Source organism: Pseudoalteromonas luteoviolacea NCIMB 1944, from assembly GCF_001625565.1.
Classification (GTDB): Bacteria; Pseudomonadota; Gammaproteobacteria; order Enterobacterales; family Alteromonadaceae; genus Pseudoalteromonas; species Pseudoalteromonas luteoviolacea_F.
Genome location: NZ_AUXS01000015.1, coordinates 67,806 through 87,326, shown reverse-complemented (window position 1 = coordinate 87,326; position 19,521 = coordinate 67,806). Strand labels below are relative to the sequence as shown.

At 43.8% G+C, this 19,521-nt stretch carries 14 protein-coding genes; 3 read left to right on the top strand and 11 right to left on the bottom strand.

Going from position 1 to position 19,521, the window contains the following annotated elements; translation table 11 throughout:
• Positions 1–247: 247 nt before the first annotated feature.
• Entirely contained in the window at positions 248–1,606 is a 1,359-nt protein-coding gene (gene mgtE / locus N483_RS03680) for a magnesium transporter (protein ID WP_023397248.1), read from the top strand.
• Between the two features lie 38 nt (positions 1,607–1,644).
• On the opposite strand, the gene pmbA is transcribed toward mgtE, so the two are convergent.
• Positions 1,645–2,994 carry a metalloprotease PmbA gene (gene pmbA / locus N483_RS03675; RefSeq protein WP_036974897.1) on the bottom strand — a complete coding sequence of 450 codons (1,350 nt, stop codon included), beginning with the start codon at positions 2,992–2,994 and terminating at the stop codon, positions 1,645–1,647.
• Positions 2,995–3,145: 151 nt separating this feature from the next.
• Here pmbA and yjgA point away from each other — a divergent pair, with 151 nt between their 5' ends.
• Entirely contained in the window at positions 3,146–3,670 is a 525-nt protein-coding gene (gene yjgA / locus N483_RS03670) for a ribosome biogenesis factor YjgA (RefSeq protein ID WP_023397250.1), read from the top strand.
• A gap of 39 nt (positions 3,671–3,709) precedes the next feature.
• On the opposite strand, the gene tldD is transcribed toward yjgA, so the two are convergent.
• The 9 genes from tldD to N483_RS03625 all read right to left on the bottom strand — a co-directional run bounded on the left by tldD (position 3,710) and on the right by N483_RS03625 (position 16,605).
• The gene (gene tldD, locus N483_RS03665; protein ID WP_023397251.1) at positions 3,710–5,149 is read right to left on the bottom strand and encodes a metalloprotease TldD; all 1,440 of its coding nucleotides are present in this window, start codon (positions 5,147–5,149) and stop codon (positions 3,710–3,712) included.
• The gene (locus tag N483_RS03660; RefSeq protein WP_155250702.1) at positions 5,146–5,973 is read right to left on the bottom strand and encodes a carbon-nitrogen hydrolase family protein; all 828 of its coding nucleotides are present in this window, start codon (positions 5,971–5,973) and stop codon (positions 5,146–5,148) included. Before N483_RS03660 ends, tldD begins: the two co-directional genes overlap by 4 nt.
• A gap of 10 nt (positions 5,974–5,983) precedes the next feature.
• Positions 5,984–10,060 carry a YhdP family protein gene (locus N483_RS03655; RefSeq protein ID WP_023397253.1) on the bottom strand — a complete coding sequence of 1,359 codons (4,077 nt, stop codon included), beginning with the start codon at positions 10,058–10,060 and terminating at the stop codon, positions 5,984–5,986.
• Positions 10,061–10,066: 6 nt separating this feature from the next.
• Complete coding sequence (rng, locus tag N483_RS03650) at positions 10,067–11,539, bottom strand: ribonuclease G (protein ID WP_023397254.1); 1,473 nt, start codon at positions 11,537–11,539, stop codon at positions 10,067–10,069.
• Positions 11,532–12,110: a Maf family protein gene (locus N483_RS03645; protein WP_023397255.1), complete on the bottom strand. Its 579-nt coding sequence runs from the start codon at positions 12,108–12,110 to the stop codon at positions 11,532–11,534. The genes rng and N483_RS03645 overlap by 8 nt, the downstream gene beginning before the upstream one ends.
• Positions 12,110–12,586, bottom strand: a complete 477-nt coding sequence (gene mreD, locus N483_RS03640; protein ID WP_023397256.1) for a rod shape-determining protein MreD — start codon at positions 12,584–12,586, stop codon at positions 12,110–12,112. The genes N483_RS03645 and mreD overlap by 1 nt, the downstream gene beginning before the upstream one ends.
• Entirely contained in the window at positions 12,576–13,418 is an 843-nt protein-coding gene (gene mreC / locus N483_RS03635; protein WP_023397257.1) for a rod shape-determining protein MreC, read from the bottom strand. Before mreC ends, mreD begins: the two co-directional genes overlap by 11 nt.
• On the bottom strand, positions 13,418–14,461 hold the full coding sequence (locus N483_RS03630; protein ID WP_010376642.1) for a rod shape-determining protein: 1,044 nt from the start codon (positions 14,459–14,461) through the stop codon (positions 13,418–13,420). Before N483_RS03630 ends, mreC begins: the two co-directional genes overlap by 1 nt.
• Before the next feature lie 131 nt (positions 14,462–14,592).
• Positions 14,593–16,605 carry an SUMF1/EgtB/PvdO family nonheme iron enzyme gene (locus tag N483_RS03625; protein ID WP_023397258.1) on the bottom strand — a complete coding sequence of 671 codons (2,013 nt, stop codon included), beginning with the start codon at positions 16,603–16,605 and terminating at the stop codon, positions 14,593–14,595.
• A gap of 211 nt (positions 16,606–16,816) precedes the next feature.
• On the opposite strand from N483_RS03625, the gene N483_RS03620 reads away from it, so the two are divergent.
• Positions 16,817–17,719 carry a 1-aminocyclopropane-1-carboxylate deaminase/D-cysteine desulfhydrase gene (locus N483_RS03620; protein WP_023397259.1) on the top strand — a complete coding sequence of 301 codons (903 nt, stop codon included), beginning with the start codon at positions 16,817–16,819 and terminating at the stop codon, positions 17,717–17,719.
• Here the strand turns inward: N483_RS03620 and N483_RS03615 are convergent.
• Positions 17,711–19,339 carry an EAL domain-containing protein gene (locus N483_RS03615; protein WP_023397260.1) on the bottom strand — a complete coding sequence of 543 codons (1,629 nt, stop codon included), beginning with the start codon at positions 19,337–19,339 and terminating at the stop codon, positions 17,711–17,713. The genes N483_RS03620 and N483_RS03615 overlap by 9 nt on opposite strands.
• Positions 19,340–19,521: the final 182 nt, after the last annotated feature.

The window sequence follows — 19,521 nt, the reverse complement described above, 5'->3', positions numbered from 1 at the left end:
TAATACAATACTTTTAATTTAAGCAGCTATAATCATTATATTATTTTCACTTTTACAGTAATTTGGCACGGCGCGGATAGGATCTCCCAGATCTATTTATTTTGAACGCCATAACTTTAGAATGCTAAGGCAGTAATGGCCGCAAGGTTGATCACTGTCAACATATCTAGTGGGATACATATTAGCCGTCCTGGATGGCTAATCAAAAAACACTATCACTAATTCTTAAATTGAAATTTGGAAGCCTATGCCTGACGTTTTTGAACAAGACTATACACTGGAACAATTACAGCAAGTAACTAAAGCAATAAACAGTGGACAGTTCGTTCAAGTCAGACAGACATTGGCAGAGATCCCACCATGTGATACAGCACTACTACTCGAATCATCGCCTCATAAAATTAGAACAGCCTTATGGCAATTAGTTGATCCCGATATCCAGGGGGATGTACTTGAAGAGCTATCTGAAGACGTCCGACTAAGTATAATTGCCAAAATGGAGCCTGAGTTAATCGCGGCAGCCACGGAAGATATGGACGATGATGACTTAGGTGAAGTTCTGCGTAGCTTGCCCGTCCCTGTCTATCAAGATGTTATCAGTGCAATGGATAGCCAAGATAGAGCACGTGCCACACTCGCACTGTCATACAATGAAGACTCTGCTGGAGCATTGATGAATGGTGATACCATCACCATTCGACCTGATGTAAGTTTAGATGTGGTACTGCGCTATTTGCGATTAAAAGAAGAATTACCACAGGGTACCGACGACCTTTATGTCGTCGACAAAGAAAACCGCTTTTTGGGCTCTTTACCCATAGGTATATTGCTGACTAATCCTCCAGACAAGCTCGTACAAGAGCTGATGAACGAGGAAAGAGAAACGATCCCAGTGACAATGCCCGAAAGCGAAGTAGCCCAGCTATTTGAGCGCCACAATTGGATTTCGGCACCGGTAGTCGATGATCAAACGCAGCTATTAGGCAGGATCACCATTGATGATATCGTTGATGTAATTAGAGAGGATGCCGAACATAGCTTAATGAGTATGGCAGGTCTAGAGGATGAGGAAGATACCTTTGCACCTGTTATGAAAAGTAGCCAAAGACGCTCAATTTGGCTTGGGATCAATTTACTAACAGCACTACTTGCAGCCTTTGTCGCCAGCTTTTTTGAAAGTACGCTCGATATTTTACCCATTCTAGCGGTACTCAATGGCATAGTACCCAGCATGGGTGGAGTTGCAGGTAGCCAGACCTTAACACTGGTGATCCGTGGTATTGCTTTAGGCCATGTCAATCAAACTAACCAAAGGTTTTTACTTGGTAAAGAGCTTGCTATCGGCGCGCTCAATGGCGTGCTGTGGTCTTTGTTAATCGCGGGTGTAGTAGCCCTTTGGCAGTGGGACTTTAAGCTTGGTGCAGTGATAGCCTTTGCCATGTTTATGAATTTGGTTGCTGCCGGGATCGCTGGAGCGAGTATCCCCTTGCTTTTAAAGCGTATGAAGATAGATCCTGCGTTAGCAGGAAGCGTAGTCCTGACTACAGTCACGGATATTGTCGGAATATTTGCGTTTCTAGGCACCGCAACCTGGTTCTTGCTCTAAGCTTGGCTTAGAGCAATAAATCATAGAGTTTTGTCTATTTACGCTCCGGCGATTTGCATACTTTCTATCAATACTGAGCCTGTTTGTACGGCCCCTCTCAACTCGACATCCCCACCAATTGCTTGAATATTTTGGAACATGTCTTTGAGATTTCCCGCTATGGTAATTTCGCTTACAGGATACTGAATCTCGCCATTTTCTACCCAAAAACCCGCAGCGCCACGAGAGTAATCACCAGTTACCGTATTCACTCCTTGCCCCATTAACTCTGTGACTAACAAACCTGTGCCCATCTCTTTAAGCACAGCACTCAGGTCATCATGTGTCTTTTGAATCAACCAATTGTGAATACCACCCGCGTGCCCTGTCGCCTTCATACCCAGCTTTCTTGCTGCATAACTTGCCATTAAATAAGTTTGCAATGTACCGTCGACGACTATCTCTCTGTCCTGCGTATACACCCCTTCACTGTCAAACGAGCTCGACGCCAAACCTTGCAATAAATGCGGTCGTTCAGCAATAGAAACACATGGATTAAAAATTTGCTTACCAAGTGTATCAAGTAAAAAGCTCGACTTACGATACAGCGCACCACCGCCAATCGCAGAAACCAAGTGACCAAATAGACTGTTTGCTATATCAGCACGAAACACCACTGGCACTTTCATCGTTGATAGCTTTTGGCTATTTAGTTTGGCAATTGTAGACTGCGCGGCTTCAATCCCTACTGTATTGGGCGCTTTTAACAGTTCGTGTTTTCTCGCAATACTGAACGCTGAATCCCTTTGCATCACATCGCCTTCTTGGCCAATAACCATAGTGCTCAATGTGTGGCGTGTGCGAGGGAAACCGGCAAGAAATCCATGACTATTTCCATACACTCGTAACCCTTGATGAGAGGCTATGCTCGCACCATCAGAGTTTACAATGCGACTATCAAATTCAAGCGCTGATTTTTCTGCTTCTATACAGTGTTGAATGGCTTCTTGCGGGGATAATGACCAAGGGTGATAGAGATCCAGTTCAGGCATAGAACACGCCATTAGGTCCTTATCAGCCAAACCATTGCAATCATCATCGGCTGTATACTTAGCTATTTCTATGGCTTTTTTCACAACTGAGCGCAATGCTTGCTCACTTAGATCTGCAGTGGAAGCTGAACCCTTATGATTACCAACATATACACTGATCCCCAAGCTACCATCTTGATTAAACTCAATCGTATCGACTTCGCCCATTCGCGTACTAACCGATAGCCCTGAAGTACGGCTCATAGCCGCTTCAGCAGAAGTTGCACCCAACTGGGATGCAAGATCCAGTACTTCGGAGACAGCGTCTTTTACTTCATCGATTTGCTGGTATATAGATCCAGCTTGGTTATCGTTCATGTTGATTTTCCAAATACTTGTAAACATTACAATCCTAACACAGGAGTGGCATTTTCGCTGGGATAGATCACTAAAGGCCGCACGATGAGCGATATTTTTTGTCGCTTCTTGGTATAATCAATATAATTGTAATATTTTATGGCCTTAGATTATGGCAAAAAAACCAGATCACAACATCGAAGATGAAGAAATCATCTATGTATCCAAAAGCGAGCTAAAAAGAGATGCTCAACAATATCAACAGCTTGGTATTGATATAGCCGAGTTGGGGAAAAAGCAACGCGATAAACTACCACTGAGCAATGAGCTCATTGAAGCCATGGCGCTCGCTGACAAAATTCGTGGTAAACACGACGCCTACCGCCGTCACATGAATTACATCGCGAAAGTGCTTCGAACGACTGATAATGTAGAGCAACTTCAGTCTGCATTAGATATGTTATTAAATAAAAACAACCAAGCGGAAGTATTACTGGGTCAGGTGGAGCGCGTTCGTGATGAAGTGTTGGCGCAAGGTGATAGCAAAATAAATGAATTACTTGAGCAACACCCAGACATGGAGCGACAAAAACTGCGTCAACTCGTCCGTCAAGCGAACAAAGAATTGAAAGCAGAAAAACCAGCAAAAGGGTACAAAGAGCTGTTTCAATATTTGAAAGAAGCCATCTTGCCTTAGTTGATAGTATGAGGGGACACGCTTCCCCTCATACTGATATTACGCAGTACCACCTACTGTTAGCTGATCAATTTTAAGGCTTGGCTGGCCGACACCAACCGGGACACTTTGACCGTCTTTACCACAAACACCCACGCCTCTGTCGAGCTCTAAATCGTTTCCAACCATAGAGATCTGCTGCATTGCTTCTGGGCCATTGCCGATCAACGTTGCGCCTTTAATTGGCTGCGTTACTTTACCATCTTCAATCAAGTACGCCTCTGAAGCAGAAAATACGAATTTCCCAGAAGTGATATCAACCTGGCCACCACCAAAGTTTCTCGCAAATATTCCCTTCTTCACAGAGCTGATGATTTCTTGCTGGCTAGTCTCTCCTGGCAACATATAGGTGTTTGTCATTCGAGGCATAGGTAAATGGGCAAATGATTCTCTGCGAGCGTTACCGGTGGGCTTTGCATCCATCAAACGGGCATTGGTCTTATCTTGCATGTAACCTTTTAAAATACCCTTTTCAATCAGTACATTATAACCTGCTGGCGTACCTTCATCATCTATATTTAAAGAACCTCGTCGGTTAGCCATGGTGCCATCGTCCACGACCGTGCATAGTGATGACGCCACTTGCTCACCCACTCGACCACTAAACGCAGATGCCCCCTTGCGGTTAAAATCACCTTCCAAACCATGTCCTACAGCTTCATGTAATAGTACTCCCGGCCAACCAGCGCCTAAGACCACAGGCATGGTACCAGCGGGAGCATCAATAGCTGTCAGGTTAACCTGTGCTTGTCTTACCGCTTCTTCGACATAACTCATCCAACGAGGCTTACCGTTTTCAAGCTCTTTAAAGTATCCGTAGTCCAAGCGCGCACCACCACCGGCACTTCCCCGCTCTCTGCGTCCATTGTTTTCCAATAACACAGAGCAATTTAAACGAACTAAAGGACGAATATCTGTGGCAAACGTACCATCACTCGCCGCTATCAATACTTCTTCATATACCGCCGCGATAGAGCAAACGACTTGCTCTGCATCCGGGGCCAAATCTCTAATTGCACTATCGACTTCTCTGAGCAATGAGATTTTCTCTTCATCACTCATACTCAATAACGGTTGAACTGGCTGAAATTGAACTGGTGCCTGTATATCAGTAAACACTTGCACATTTTGCGATTTGCCTTGTTGAGCAATCGATCTCGCCGCCTCAGCAGCTTGATTAATGGCTTCCAGATTGATGGCATCAGAATAACTAAACCCAGTCTGCTCTCCACTCACTGCTCGCACACCAACACCACGCTCAATGTTATAACTTCCCTCTTTGATCTTGCCATCTTCAAGTACCCAAGTTTCATGATAGCTAGATTGAAAGTACAGATCGGAATAATCCACATTGTGCTGGTGAATGTAGCTGAGTGTTTGCTCTAGCTGTTCTCTAGTTAACTGGCTATCAGCTAACAAGCTTTTTTCAACTTGATTCATATAATATTGCTCTTAAATCGATTGTGCTTGAACACAGGCATAGACAGCCTGATGTTGTCCAGCTCGGCTAAATTTAACCGTCTTTGTATTGGCTGCAAAGATAATTCACTATTATCTTGTACCTCTCCCCAAGGAGAAATTATCACGCTGTGACCAAATGTTGCTCGTCCATTTTGGTGCTCACCAACTTGCGCCGCGGCGATAACAAAACTCTGTGTTTCGATGGCCCTAGCTTGCAATAACGGTAACCAATGTGCCTTGCCCGTCACGGTAGTGAATGCGCTGGGGATCAGTAATATAGAGGCACCCTGCTCGCGCTGAACCTGATATAGTCCTGTAAAACGCATGTCATAGCACACACTTAAGCCTAGTCTACCAAAGGGACTATCTACAACTACAACTTCATTCCCAGCTTCGGTGTGTTGAGACTCTCTATACTGCTTTGATTTGTCATGTACATCAGCATCAAATAAATGGATTTTATTGTATTGAGCGACGAGCTCCCCTCGTTCGTTAAACAGGCAGCTCGCTGCATAGTATTTTTCAGAAGTGCACGGGATAGGAATAGTTCCTGCACTTAGCCATATCTTATTTCTCCTACATAGCTGCGAGATTTTCTCTATCCAATACTCGCTGCTACTTGCTATCTTGAAGGTATCAGCACCACTTTTGCAAAACGCCAACCAAGCTTCGGGTAAACACACTAAGGTCGGCCCCTCTATGGTGAGTGCTTCTAACTGTTGTGCGACATAGTCAAAGTTTTTTTCAGGATCTATGCCTGAACACATTGGGAGCACAACTACATTAGCATCATTTACAGTCATAAAATTCATATCACTTTAAGTCAAAGATGTACGGTGTTTCAGCTTTACCACTCGACAAACTGCCCTCATCAGCCGTGATACTTTGCTGTGCTTCGCTGTCAGACGATGTGATGGTTGGAGCTTCAACTACGCCATTACCAAGCTGTTTGAGCTTTTGTTCAGTCTCAGAGGGATTGGCTTTTGTATCTGAAGGGTTTTGTTGCTGGACAGGGGCCTGTATAGGCACGGTATTTTCCATATCCTTTTTAGGCCCTTCAGGATTTTCATTATCTGGCTGTTTTGTGTCGTTAGACTCAGTTGAAGCTGGAGGCTTTACACCAGGGAGTGTAACTTCCCTGCTCTTGCGGTCCACTTCGGTGACAATGGGCTCTTGCATTGTGCCGGTTACTTTAAAGTTAATTTCAGAGATCACTCGAGCAGAATGGATAACTTTATCAATTGCCAATGCGGCAAGACCGGTCACAGGATTAACCATCCAGCCCACAATAACCGGTAGGCTTGAAGTAACTTGGGGCGCAATTGCCAAATCATAATTGATTTCGTGAGTTTTTAAATTGGCATAACCTGAAATACTAAGATCGGCAGGCACACCATCCATTTTAGTGTCTTGGGTATAAGCAATGCCGTTATCTAATTGCAAGCTGCCTTCCATTTGATTGTAGAAAAACCCTTTTGCAAATACATCTCGAAAGTCGAGCTTCAATTTGCGTACCAAAGAGTCGAGACTCAGCAATGAAAAAACACGCGCGCCTTGATCACTGATGTCAGTTAAATGCCCCTCTCCTAACCGCCATTTAATATCTCCGCCTAATGTTGCCCACTGAAAATCATACGGCGCTGCTTGCCAGTTTAAATCAAAATCAATATTTGCTTGGGAATCCTTAACAGTAGAGGTGATATCAAACTCTTCCATCAAGTCACCAAAATCAGCGCTACTTAAATTACCACTTAGTTGTGAGCGACCACTTTTCCAGCTGCCATTAGCTGTCAAAGAATGTGCGCCCTTATCAATGTTAAGATTGCTGATCGTCAGTTGCTCACCGTTACCAAGCATGGACAAGGTCACTCTATCTAATTGATATTGGTTCACACGGCAATCATCACAGCCAAATTCTATTGCCGGAATATTGGCCAGCCAGCTATCATCTTGTGGTGAACTAGTTTGGCCTTCCTCTTCTTGAGTTGGTTGTTTTGAGTTGAGCCTTAGATAATCTGCCTGCACTCTTATCGGCGAAGTTTGCTGCGTGGGAAACTGTACTTGTGCCCTGAGCTCCTTGCCATTTAAGCGCATTGACAAACCTTGATCATTCGGACGCATCACCATTTCAACATCGTTAAACAGTACATCTCCGACAGATAGCTCACTGAGATTAGCTCGGATTTCATTGAGTGCAGGTAATAGACTTTCTGCATCCCTGTCTGAGTTTTCGCTTTTTTCTATTATCCTATCTAAAAATGCAAACCACTCATCTAGTTGTAACTGAGCATGGTCGATAGTTACGTTAAATCCCGACTGCTCTAAACCACGATTTTGCTCGCTCACAATCAAATGTGCTTTGCTAAACTGGCCACTTTGGTTATCTAAAATGCCATTGAAGTAGAGTAAATCATTTACGTTTGCGGTGATCAGATTGGAAATATCATCACCTCTCACTTCGCCAATTAGCTTCCCTTTGGTACCAGTCTCTTGGCTATACGGCGCGGGTAACATGACAGACACATCACTTAAATCGGAGCTAAAACTCGCTAAATAGTTAAAACCTTGCTCAGCAAAATTTAACGTTAGCTGGGTTTCCAACGCCGCTTCACCTGCAATGAAACCATCCATTAAACCATGCCCATAGGGGAGTAAATGCTCACTTGATGCCAGTAAGTTAGTCGACACACTCACTTCATAACTGTCTTGATCGCCACTGCCATTGACAGAAAAATCCATTGGCATATTAAGCCAAGTTGCTTTGGCATTAAGGAGTGCTATTTCATCATCATGGAAAGTCAATTCTCCAAAAACATTGTTTAATTGCATACCCGGTTTACTCAGGAATACACCAATATCATTGAGGTCAACAACACCTTTGGCGACAACGTCGAGATTATTAAGGTCTATGTCGAGTTCAATATTGCCGGATACTTGACCTGAACCTTGTACGATTTCAAATACATTGACGAGTGGATCTGCGATTGGCGTGGCCGCAAAAAATGACAGTAAACTTGCAGCCTCTGTTTGCTGTTTTATGTTGACATAAAGATTGTCGGCTTGCTCAAGATCGGGAAGACTTACCACCACTTCACCGGCTATCGATTGATTTGCTAATTGCCCTGAGCCCGCCGTAATATCCATACGCTCATTATGAAAATGCAATTCTACGCCCGCATTTTTCACACTAGGCCAATCCGGAGCAAATAAAAATTCAGCCTCATCAATGAGCGCAAGCACTTCAAATTGCCCTTGTTTATCTCGAAACGGAAACGCAGCCAAAGGCCCTGAAAACAGCACTTGAGCATTAACATGCTTACCAGCAATGATGCCGCGTTCAAGGTATTCCACTAAATTGCTATGCATAAGATCCAATGGAAAATATCGCCCTGCAATAGACGCGTCTTTACCGTAGGCCTCTGCGTATAAATCCAGCTCAGGCTGCTCAAATAGCCGAGTATGAAACTCTAACGCTACCGCAAGTTGTGAATTACTCAGCCATAAATTATCGGAATCGACATGCCACTTAGCATTACTGTCCTGCCAAAAGTGGATGTCACCGTTGAGCTCATCGATGTCAATCGGCGCTACAAAACGCGGCCCGGTAACCAGCTGACGTTGATGCGCACTGACGCTCACGACACCACGCTGCGCGTGCCAATTAAGCTCTAGGTTAAGCCCCTCTAAGCCAGGGGCTGCTTCGGTTTCTTGCCAACCAACATCCAGTAAGGAACCCCAAATACTTAAACCTTCCTGAGCACCCCATTGCAACCTTGCTTTGCTCAAAGTGCCTTGAAAATCACTTTTACCAACTTCCTTTGCCCAGTTATAGTGGGTAAGAGCAAGTGCATGTGCAAACGGCTCTAAGTTAAGTTGTTGAAGCCAAAGGGCTCCTTGATCGACAGACCATGACCCTTGAAAATGCGCGGGTTGATATACTTGCTCAGCGCTACGAAATATAAATTCCGAACTTGAAAGTGACCAGCCTTGACCTGACGGCTTGAGATAGAATTGGCCACTATCTAGACCCAGTTTATTAGGCTTATTTTCGGACAACCAAGTGATGTAACTCGGTTCAAATTGAACCAAAATATCTTTTAATTTGCCCAACTCTAAACTGGCCCACAATTGCCCGTTTATACTTGCACTTAAATCGCGATGGTTAGTATTGAAATGCTCACCGATTAAGTCTAAAACATTGAGTTCACTGGCTTGCAGATAAATATCACCCTCAATGCTTTGTAGAGTTTCCCCTTTGAGTTTGACTCGTGTATTTAAGCTTCCCAGTGAGAGGCTTGGGAATATTAAGCGACCTTCACCGTGATGTGCACTGACGCTGTTCTGCCACACCATATCTTGAATAAGCACACTATGGTGTGGTCTATTTTCTTTGAATAAGTTTACTTCACTGTTTTGTACTGCAAAGTGCCCCGTTTCCCCCAAAAACAATCCTTCGATCAATGCTTGCTGCTCAAAATCTCCAGAGTCTCCCTGCAAATCGAGCCTATCAAGGTGAATATTTGCTTTGAAGCCATCTAACACGAAATAGTTTGACACCAACTGCCATTGCCTAAGAGATTGCACGACATTGACCTGTAAACTGGTGTTGTCAATGTGCAGAGAAATCGGTGCGTTTTGATTGTCTTCAAAACTGACATTTTCGAGTAGTAAGGCAGGCCCTGTTCCTTGCCAGCTGGCGCTGATAGAGCCGATACTCAATTCAACATTAAGTTGCCTGTAAATCAAAGATTCAATGCTATTTTTGTAATCATTGGCATATGGCAGGCTTAATTTTAGCAACGAAACCAATACCGCGATCATAACCAAAGTGACAGCAAAGATTTGCCACACTTTTCTGATACAAAAAAAGCAGATTGTTTTGGGGTGCATATTGGCCTACATCATTACCACATCAAACTGCTCTTGGCTGTACAAGTTCTCAGTTTGGATACTCACTTGCTTTCCGATGAACAGCTCAAGCTCTGCCAAATTATGATACTCATCATTCACCAACGCCTCACTGACTGCCGCAGATGCATACACCATAAACTTGTCAGCATCATAGGCCCTATTTACCCGCACTATCTCACGTAATATCTCATAACATACTGTTTCTACTGTTTTGAGTGAACCTCTGCCTGAGCACGATGGGCAAACATCACATAAAATATGCTCTAAGCTTTCTCTAGTGCGTTTACGCGTCATTTCTACAAGACCGAGTGCAGATAAACCATTAATATTTGCCTTAGCACGATCTTTTGCCAGCGCAGCTTCTAATGAATGCAATACGCGCCGCTTGTGTTCATCGGAAATCATATCGATAAAGTCAATAATAATAATACCGCCAAGGTTCCTTAACCTAAGCTGACGAGCGATTGCGGATGTCGCTTCAACATTGGTATTAAAGATCGTTTCTTCGAGGTTTCTATGGCCTACAAACGCACCGGTATTCACGTCTACAGTTGTCATTGCCTCTGTTTGGTCAATGATCAAATACCCGCCAGATTTTAACTCCACTTTACGATGCAGCGCCTTTTGAATTTCGGCTTCTACATCAAACAAGTCAAAGATAGGGCGTTCACCAGGATAATACTCAAGTGTTTCTGAGAGTTGCGGAACAAACTCTTCTGTAAAAGACTTTAGCTGTTGATATGTGAGCTTTGAATCCACTCTAATACGCTCCATATCTTCACCGACATAGTCGCGTAAAGTACGAAATGCGAGTGTTAAATCTTCGTGCAGTATGCTCGCTTTGCTGGTTTTTCTGCGCTTACTGACTATCTTTTGCCAGAGTTTTTTTAAAAATTCAGCATCGTGTTTCAATTCAGCCTCAGCTGCACCTTCAGCTGCTGTACGAACAATAAACCCGCCATTTTCATCGTTATACTGAGCGACAATGCGTTTTAAGCGATCGCGCTCTTCTTCTGTTTCAATTCTTTGGCTGACTCCGACATGGGTGGCATCAGGCATAAATACCAGATAGCGAGACGGAATGGTTATATCTGTGGTCAAACGTGCCCCTTTGGTACCTATAGGGTCTTTGACTACCTGAACCATAATAAACTGGCCCTGCTTAACCAGCTCTCTAATATCTTGTACTTTTTTTACCGGCTGTTCATCAACAGCCTCTTCTATAGATGCACTGCTGACAATATCGGAAGCATGTAAAAATGCAGCTTTTTCCAAGCCAATATCTACAAAAGCAGCCTGCATACCCGGTAAGACTCGACTCACTTTGCCCAAATATATATTGCCAACAATGCCTAAATTGCCAACACGTTCTACCTGAACTTCCTGCAATACGCCATTTTCAATTAGTGCGACGCGACTTTCGCTTGGTGTCACATTGATCAATAATTCGCTACTCATCTCGTTCCGCCATAAAAGTTTGAATTAGTTCGTCTGTTTCGTACAAAGGCAGTCCCACTACAGCAAAATAACTACCACTCAATTGCGTCACAAACCGACCGCCTAAGCCCTGAATTCCATAACCGCCAGCTTTGTCTAGCGGTTCACCGCTTGACCAATACTGTTCTATTTCTGCCGTAGAAAGTACTTTAAATGTTACGTCAGTTATCACTGTTTTGCTTATTACTGCATGCTTATCGGCCACTGCTATTGCCGTCATCACTTGATGAGTTTTACCTGAAAGCATTGTCATCATTGACATAAAGTCAGCTTTGTTCTGTGGCTTACCCAAGGCTTTTCCATCGGCCACAACAACAGTATCACTGCCTAGTACGGGACGGTCTTCATCACCAATACCAACTCCACTTTGTGCCTTCAAACGCGCGAGGCGCTCAACCAAGGCATGTGGCTCCTCATTTGGGTGTGCACTCTCATCGGCATCAACAGAAAATTGCTCAAAGGTGTATCCCAGTTGGCTCAATAGCGCTTTTCGGCGTGGAGAAGCCGAAGCCAAATATAATTTTACTGCCATTAACGGATCCTAAAGTGTCTACGGTATTTTCTCAGCAATAGAAATATCCAAGGCCAACATAACATGCCAATCAATGCTGGCCATAAGTATGCAGGGTTAAAATAAATATCTAATAGGAAATGATTTAACCAAAACTGCAATAAGTGGTAGAGCGCTAAAAACAAGCCAATTAACATGGCTTGTTGCCACAGTGAGAAATTTCTTAGTTTCTGGAAATTACTGACCGTAATATAAATACATACAGAATAGGTCAATGAATTTATACCCAATGGCGAACCTACGGCCAAATCCATGATCAGTCCTGTACACCAAGCCCAGCCTATATTCACTCTATGTGGTAGCGCGATAGACCAATACATCAATACCAGTAAGACCCAATCAGGCCTAAAAGGTTCTAATGAGAAAGGTAATGGCATTAATGCCATGATAAGTGCCAAAAAAACACTAAAGGTAATAAAAGAAAAACTACGGCTCATCACTGACCTCTGTGGAGTTCTCTCCCAAAATTACCAGCAATCTTACCCTATCTAGCTGAGCAATCGGTTCAGCATAAACTTTGGCAAAAGGCAGTCCCTCATCTCTATCGATTTCTGTAACGACGGCGACAGGATAACCTTCAGGAAAACGACTACCGAGCCCTGAAGTGACCAAAATATCGCCGATGCGAATATCCAAGCTATGGGAAACATGTGCCAATTGAACTAGGTTAATTTTACCTATCCCTTCAACCACCATGCTGACATCATTTCTCAGTATTCTTACCGGAGTCGCATGGGTTGTATCTGTCATGAGTAAAACACGGGATGTCGTTGTGCCTACATGTGTTAGTTGACCTACTAGTCCTAACTCATCGATAACTGCTTGTCCCTCCGACACTCCATCAATGGTGCCCTTATTAATGACTACTTGGTGGTTATATCGATTGGAACGCACCGAAAGCACTTGCGCAATTTGTCGGTTATGGGATTGACGCGCAGACGCACCTAGCAGTGCCCTTAGTTCATTATTTTCTTTGAGCAGAAACTGGTACTGTTGAAGTTGCTCGCTTTGCAATAATTGCTTGGCCCTGAGCACTTCATTTTCATCGAGCAATCTATCTCTGGTATGCAAGCTTTTTGCCCCGACGTTAAATAGCTCATAGGGTATATTTGCTGCATACAAAACAGGGCTTACTAACGTATTTAGCGTGGTTCTGACAAACGTGCCGCCAGAGGTGTATCTATCGCCTATGATCAGGACAATACTAAGCACAACTGCGACAGTAAGTCGCAGTTGTAAAGATATGCTTCGGCCAAACAGTAAATTCATCAGTCGTAACTAAATACGTCGCCACCATGCATGTCTATCATCTCTAATGCTTTACCACCGCCTCGTGCTACACAAGTGAGAGGATCATCAGCAACCACAACTGGGATACCTGTTTCTTCCATTAATAGACGATCAAGGTCTTTCAGTAAAGCCCCACCACCAGTTAACACCATACCATGAGCAGAAATATCTGAAGCCAGTTCTGGTGGCGATTGCTCCAAGGCAACCATAACAGCACTCACAATGCCCATCAAAGGCTCTTGCAACGCTTCTAAAATTTCATGGGAATTCAGGGTAAACGAGCGCGGTACACCTTCAGCAAGGTTACGACCACGTACCTCTATCTCAATTGGTGTTTCACTCTTAAATGCGGAGCCGATTTCATGCTTAATATGTTCAGCAGTAGCTTCACCGATCAGACTACCGAAGTTACGTCTTACATAATTAATAATGGCTTCATCAAATTTATCACCACCAATGCGCACTGAAGACGAGTAAACCACACCATTGAGCGAGATAATTGCAACCTCAGTAGTACCACCACCGATATCAACAACCATCGAACCTGTCGCCTCAGATACCGGTAGGCCAGCTCCAATCGCTGCTGCCATTGGCTCTTCAATCAAATATACTTCGCGGGCGCCTGCACCCATTGCGGATTCACGGATCGCACGTTTTTCAACTTGTGTTGCACCACACGGTACACAAATCAAAACGCGAGGACTTGGGCGCATAAAGTTGTTATTGTGAACCTGTTTTATAAAGTGTTGAAGCATCTTTTCAGTAACATAGAAATCGGCAATAACACCATCTTTCATAGGTCTGATGGCTTTAATATTTCCAGGTGTTCTGCCTAGCATTTGTTTTGCAGCAGTGCCTACTGAAGCAACACTCTTTGGCCCGCCAGCTCTCTCCTGACGAATTGCCACCACCGAGGGCTCGTTTAATACGATACCTTCTTCTTTTACATAAATCAGTGTATTAGCCGTGCCTAAATCAATAGACAGGTCATTTGAAAATAATCCACGTAGCTTTTTAAACATGAGGCTGGGTAACCTTAAAGAATTCTTTTAACCAAGCCAAAGCAACTGTGCGCTAAGGCTGAAATATTTAAGTCTACAAAATGCAAACTGCACTTTGACTGAACGTGCCCTTATTTCAGGGCACGTTTTAGTTATCTTTCTCGAACCAATCTAAAACCAATGTAGTTGGCTCTAAAATCAGGCGCTAGCGCTAGGCGAGTCGACACTCGAGCCAAGCTAGGTGCAAAATTCCATGCACCACCGCGTACCGTTACATCCTCTTGTGAAGCTCGCTTTTGCGTCCACTCCCACACGTTGCCAACGGTATCATATAAACCATAGTTATTTGGTGAAAATTCACCTACAGGAGCAGGACTTTTATTTGACCACTCACTACCACACCAACCGCAGTTAGCGAGCCCTCTACCAATCTCATTGCCCCACGGGTACTCAGAACCAGTACCAGCTCTCGCTGCGTATTCCCACTCAACTTCATTGGGTAGACGATATTGGATCCCCTGTTCGGCTGACAACCAGTTGGCATAAGCCTTTGCATCTTCGTATGTCACGCAAACAACAGGAAAGTTATCTGCCTGCTCAAAACCTGGGTTGCTCCAATTGTATTCACTTTCCCAAATCGGCTCACCATTTTTGTAGTGAGCACATCCAGCGCCTTTTTCTGCTTCAGTTTGAAATCCTGAGCTGGTGACAAACTGTCGAAATTCAGCAACCGTCACTTCATTACTTTGCATTGCATACGAATGACTGAGCACTTTTTCAACAACAGGGCGCTCATTGGCTAGTCCATTTCCCGTCAAATCCCCCATTTGGAAGGACCCAGCAGGGATAATGACCTCTTTGTTTTTAATCAAGTTAGGAGTCACCGATTTTTGTACCGCTGCTTGGCGCTCAACTTGCTCTCTTTTGGGTGTCGGTGCAGCAATCGACTCAGGCTTTTTTATGAGCTTCGCGTTAATCGTTCGAGCACGTCGTACATCGACTCTTGCCGTATATGACTCATAACCGAGCTTGCGAATTTCAATATCGTATGAGCCAAGTGGTACACTCACAACTAACTTGGTCGAGCCGTAGCTTACGCCATCAATAAACACTTCATCATCATAGACATTTGAACGTAATGTCAGATCAACTTGTCTGTCTTGTGGTGATTGCTGAATAATTTGTGATTTGATTTCAGCCTTTGGCTGCAATGTAGTAACACTAGGAATACTTGTTTCAGGTTTATCTAACTCATCTTTGAATGTGAGCTGGCTATCACTAAATGTTGTTGGATAGCTTGCTTGATATCCAACTGACAGCGGTGTGCCATACTCACTACAAAAACGATTATCAAGTGTCAACAAGCCACACAGGCGACTGTTGTTCACGTCACCACGCATTGTGACACTTAAATTAACGCTGTAATTACCTTGACCGCTAAACGCACTGCCTATTACATGGCTACTGACAACCTGCACTTGAGCACCTGCTAGGTGCCTTTTTGGTTCGACAATACGCTGCTCGGTTAAGTTGGCAAAGATTTGATCGATAAAGCGCTTGGTCGCTTTTTGCAATCCTAGCTGTTGGCCCCTCTGTTCACACGCTGCCAGTGTCTCGGTGCGCTTACAGTTAATGGTATGCTCAACTTCCAATGTCCCCTCTCGAGTAAACTCATTGCGAAGTCGCTCAACGCGCGCCGTGCTCAGCTGGTCTTTTAAGCTAGCAAGTGTGTTAACTAAGGTGTGTTTGCTAACGCGAATTTGCTCAATATCTTTACGGTGCGATGCTATGGCCGCTAACTGCATCGCAATATCTTCTTTGTTAGACTTATGATCAGCCACTGATTGCTGATATCTCGTCTGTGCAGAGGAAATATCGATAGAAGGATCGTCGATAAGGCGACGATACAAGTCATTCATGGCATCTAGTGCCTGATTTTTTTCTTTGTCCAACTCTGTCGAGTTATTCCTCAACAGTTCAAGCTGTGATTGTAAACGGGCTTCTTCAGCCACGTGTTTGTCTAATACCTGAGTATATCTATCTAACTCAGCTTGTTTCTCGGAGCGCTCTGACTCGATAGCTGTCACAGTCGCAGTATCTTGTGCCCAAACACTTACAGACAATAAGGCGGCAGAGACAAAAAGAGATAAAGGAGCAATTCGCATATATTCCATTCCCAACAGCGGCAGTTGTTTTGGTCTTTGTTATTTTTAATGTTTTAATGCTTAATGCTATGTACTTACGAAGTAAAACACAAGCCTTGCACAATTAATATCTGAGTTTACAACTAATAGTCACGTCCTTACCAGTGTTCTGAGCACATTTTCATGAAATAATAACCTCAAAGCGCCTATTTATAGATAATTCGAAAATCATATGCTGACCTCAAGCCACACAGAATCGCCTCTTCAGACCATTAATCACCCATTATTGGTAGAAAAGAAAATCGACTTAATTATAAAAAGAGACGACCTACTTCACCCTACAGTACAAGGTAATAAATGGCGAAAACTGAAATACAACCTCCTAGAGCTAAAACGTCAGCAATACCAATCGCTCCTTACATTTGGTGGCGCATTTTCCAATCATTTATACGCCACAGCAATGGCGAGCAAGGTATTTCAGATACCTGCCCATTTCATTGTCAGAGGTCCAAACCTAGACCCCAAAAATCCAACACTTCGCTTTGCAAAAGCCTGTGGCGTTAATTTGCTTCCAGTTACCCGTGTCGAGTATCGCCAGCGCCATGAAACAGACTATTTGGCACAACTTCAGCGTCAATTTCCAACCGCGTACATCATTCCCGAAGGCGGCAGTAACAAATTCGCCCTACAAGGTTGTAAAGAGCTAGCCCAATCTCTCCCTAGAAGCGACTACCTTTGCTGTGCTGTCGGCAGTGGTGGAACACTCGCGGGGCTACTAAACGGTATTGATGATGCAACACACGTGCTGGGACTTGCGGTACTAAAAGGCGCTCACTATCTCAATGAAGAGGTCACTAAATTGAACCCCAGTGCTGCAACAAAACCAAACTGGCAGATACTTTCGCAGTTTCACGATGGAGGTTATGGCAAATTTTCAGCTGCTTTGTGGCAGTTTTGTCAGCACATGAAACGCCAATACCATCTCCCTCTAGAACCTATTTATAGTGGAAAAATGCTCTTTGGCCTTTGGCAACTCATTCAACAAGATTACTTCCCTCGCGGCAGCACCATCGTCGCCATACATACAGGTGGTTTGCAAGGGCTTGATGGTTTGCGTTATCGACAACTAATTTAAACTGTTTTCCAACTCTAACAGCGGAGCACTGAAGAAATAGCCTTGTGCTCCATCTACACCCAATCGCTTGATACAATTAAACTCATCCTGTGTTTCAACCCCCACTGCATAGACTGGGATCTGCAACTTTTTCGCTTGATTCACGATTTGTTTGACGACCGCCCTGCGTTTGGCACAACTGTTAATGTCATGAATTAATTCAAAGGCAAGTTTGATCCCCACCACATTATGCAATGTATGGAGCTGCACTATGTCTAGCGGTTTAATAACATGATCCAATACCACATTCGTTCCTAATGACGCCAGCGAGCTAAAAAACTGCTCAAAATAAGCCTTATGTTGGTAAAAATCATTAATCATTAATTCCAAGGTCACTTCGCTCGCTCGACCCGATTCTTTCAGCGTCACAATCAGCCAGTTTAAAAAATCACTATTGGACCAATTCACTACGTGTAAATTTACACTCACAGAAAACCCTCTAGGCTCTTTTGCCAGCACTTTTAACGCCTGTACAACGATGGCTTTATCAAGTTCAATTAAGTGTTCATTAAGATGTATTTTATGGATAAATTGACCAGCGGTGATCAGCCCCAAGGTTTTATGTCTTACACGCAACAGCGCTTCACTTTGGATCACATCCTGTGATTTAAAATCAAACAAGGGCTGGCAAAATAACACAAACCGACCTGCTCTAATGTCTTCCATGATGTTGATTTCAGCATCCAATAGGCTTTCGGCTAAGGTGTGATTGAGCGGTAACATATGAATATGCTGCCAAACGTGATTTTGCGCGACACTGAGGGACGACCTCGCAATTTGATATACTTGTGTTTGGTCTGCTCCTTCGCTGTAAAAGCATGCTCCACATTTTACCGCGCTGCGTGATAAATCCCCCCTGAAAGCTAGCAAAGCCTGATACACCACTTCATGCAATCGTTTAACAGTTTGCTCTACTTCATCTTTATTTAATACGCTGAGTGTGACGGTGAGTGTACCTGACGATAGATACTTGGCCGAACAGTACTTATATTTGTTAAAACACTTGGCCAATGTCACGCTAAAATGGCTTTGTGGCTCGATATGTTTGGGTAATTCACAACGCCACTTAAACATCGCAAACATGGTTACTTGCTGCTCTGTAGCAACATGCATTACATCTGGGCTGGCACTCATCGTTTTATCGCCAATCAGTTTGCGCCTACGATCAGGGGACTTAGCCCGCTTCGACATAGCAATCCAGCCCAATACACCTGCACTCACTAATACTGCATTGAGCCACAAACAGCACGTAACAGCCCAATTGATCATATTACTTGGATAGAGGCTCATTGAATGCTCACCAACTTTAAAATGATAAGGGCTTGAAAGCCAAGCTATTAACGCATCATTGCTGGGGAAAATACTAAACCCAAATTGCTGGGCCAACACACTTAACTCTTGAGCTGGAACGGGTACAATGTAGTACGCCAATTGAACATTTAGACGATTTGCTTCTTCTGCTATCCAAGTGCCGGTAAACTGGACTATCGCCAAGTTTAATACCATGAATAACACACACCACGCCCCCAAAAACACGTACTCACGTTTAACTGAGTGTTCTGTAAGCGCAAAGTGAAACATGATAGAGCTGCCATTAATGATTCTGATTAAAGTTTTGTTCAATCTAATACAAAACTCAAGGAGACCTGATTAAGAATCCTAAAAGCTGCTGATCTTGCATGTATTATTTTTAGTGGGTTTGAACCTCATTACGTCTTAAAAGCCAAAAACAAAAAAGCCTCGTATCAAACGAGGCTTTTTCT

What these genes read in the sequence shown, in the direction of transcription:
- N483_RS03630 (WP_010376642.1), bottom strand. Translation starts at nt 14,461, where the DNA reads ATGTTTAAAAAGCTACGTGGATTATTTTCAAATGACCTGTCTATTGAT.
- N483_RS03645 (WP_023397255.1), bottom strand. Translation starts at nt 12,110, where the DNA reads ATGGCAGTAAAATTATATTTGGCTTCGGCTTCTCCACGCCGAAAAGCG.
- N483_RS03625 (WP_023397258.1), bottom strand. Translation starts at nt 16,605, where the DNA reads ATGCGAATTGCTCCTTTATCTCTTTTTGTCTCTGCCGCCTTATTGTCT.
- rng (WP_023397254.1), bottom strand. Translation starts at nt 11,539, where the DNA reads ATGAGTAGCGAATTATTGATCAATGTGACACCAAGCGAAAGTCGCGTC.
- N483_RS03620 (WP_023397259.1), top strand. Translation starts at nt 16,817, where the DNA reads ATGCTGACCTCAAGCCACACAGAATCGCCTCTTCAGACCATTAATCAC.
- yjgA (WP_023397250.1), top strand. Translation starts at nt 3,146, where the DNA reads ATGGCAAAAAAACCAGATCACAACATCGAAGATGAAGAAATCATCTAT.
- mgtE (WP_023397248.1), top strand. Translation starts at nt 248, where the DNA reads ATGCCTGACGTTTTTGAACAAGACTATACACTGGAACAATTACAGCAA.
- tldD (WP_023397251.1), bottom strand. Translation starts at nt 5,149, where the DNA reads ATGAATCAAGTTGAAAAAAGCTTGTTAGCTGATAGCCAGTTAACTAGA.
- N483_RS03655 (WP_023397253.1), bottom strand. Translation starts at nt 10,060, where the DNA reads ATGCACCCCAAAACAATCTGCTTTTTTTGTATCAGAAAAGTGTGGCAA.
- mreD (WP_023397256.1), bottom strand. Translation starts at nt 12,586, where the DNA reads ATGAGCCGTAGTTTTTCTTTTATTACCTTTAGTGTTTTTTTGGCACTT.
- N483_RS03615 (WP_023397260.1), bottom strand. Translation starts at nt 19,339, where the DNA reads ATGTTTCACTTTGCGCTTACAGAACACTCAGTTAAACGTGAGTACGTG.
- mreC (WP_023397257.1), bottom strand. Translation starts at nt 13,418, where the DNA reads ATGAATTTACTGTTTGGCCGAAGCATATCTTTACAACTGCGACTTACT.
- N483_RS03660 (WP_155250702.1), bottom strand. Translation starts at nt 5,973, where the DNA reads ATGACTGTAAATGATGCTAATGTAGTTGTGCTCCCAATGTGTTCAGGC.
- pmbA (WP_036974897.1), bottom strand. Translation starts at nt 2,994, where the DNA reads ATGAACGATAACCAAGCTGGATCTATATACCAGCAAATCGATGAAGTA.